At 50.2% G+C, this 1,133-nt stretch carries 2 protein-coding genes; both read left to right on the top strand.

Annotation, left to right across the window (positions count from 1 at the left end):
• Window positions 1-567 (top strand): DUF6143 family protein (locus B2633_RS01680; RefSeq protein WP_483168813.1); only part of this gene is annotated, 567 nt, incomplete at its 5' end.
• The gene (locus B2633_RS01675) at window positions 564-1,115 is read left to right on the top strand and encodes a DUF6143 family protein (RefSeq protein WP_483168812.1); all 552 of its coding nucleotides are present in this window, start codon (window positions 564-566) and stop codon (window positions 1,113-1,115) included. The genes B2633_RS01680 and B2633_RS01675, both read left to right, overlap by 4 nt.
• Window positions 1,116-1,133 lie beyond the last annotated feature (18 nt).

Raw genomic sequence — 1,133 nt, 5'->3', positions numbered from 1 at the left:
AGGCAGTTTTTATTTAGGAAGGTGACATGGTTGTCCGGTTCATTTTTACCACCCGAGTTTGCAATACTTCCTGTAGCTTTATACAAATCATTGCAGGGAAAATACTTTGTTGGCTATGCTGATAACCTGACAGCCAGCCCCGGGAAAAACGCCTGGGCTGGTCTTTTTAACCCAGTGGGTTCTGGCGTCATTCTCTACGTCAACGTTATTACAGTCACAAATGTGATGGGCATTCCCTTCGCGGGTGAGTTTTGGTTTAATGCGCTTTTTCCTGGTCCTGGTACACCCACGCGTTCTGAACTGTATACTCCATCAAATACTGCTATTCGTCCCCTCCCAGAACCGAAGGTCGCCATTCTGGAATTATCTGAAGCATCTCCTGTTGATCCGTCTGTCGGAACGAAAATCTATTCGCAGCTGGTCGCTGAGGAGTCGACGGTTGTTTTTGAAGAAAACGGCAAGTATATCTTTCCCGAGGGCGGATCGTTGGTTGTTCGCCTTAACGAAATTGCGAGCGAAACAATCGGGCGGGTGGCTTTCGGCTGGTGGGAGGAACCTTGCTCATGAAGGAGGAGACTAATAATATGAACCTGCCTGAAATTGCCGGGATCCCAATCGATTTGTACCGTTCCATGCAAGGACGATTTTTTGCCGGTCTTGCGGAAGATCTGCAGTTTGGCAATGGAACAAGTGCCTGGGCTAGCCTGACTAATCCCGTGGATTCAGGAGTTAACCTTTTTGTCTGGGCCTGGGCTATCACTGATGTACTTGATACAGCCTATCGGGTTCAGATTTGGATGAACGCCATGATGCCAGGGATACCGCGCATCTCACTCAATGTGGCACCAACCAATACCGCATACATGCCGCTTCCGGTTCCCCGGGTCAGACTGGAGTACGCTTCCATGACAGCAGGGGAACCTGTTGGTGGGGTTAAAGCTTTCGTAAGGCGCGGCCAGCCAGGGGTCTCCATTTACAGCGTGGAAGACGGTAAATTTATTTGCCCGCCGGGAGGATCCTTCGCCATATTTCTATCCGACCCGGAGACTCCCCAGATACGTGCTTCCGGAAAGATCTTCTATCAATGGTGGGAAGAAGAAACCGTCGGGATTTAACCCGACGGTCCCTGCTTA

This window comes from Syntrophomonas sp. UBA1041, assembly GCF_002316705.1.
Taxonomy (GTDB): domain Bacteria; phylum Bacillota; class Syntrophomonadia; order Syntrophomonadales; family Syntrophomonadaceae; genus DTU019.
Note: the sequence above shows the minus strand (reverse complement) of the source record. Positions and strands in the feature narration are given on the sequence as shown.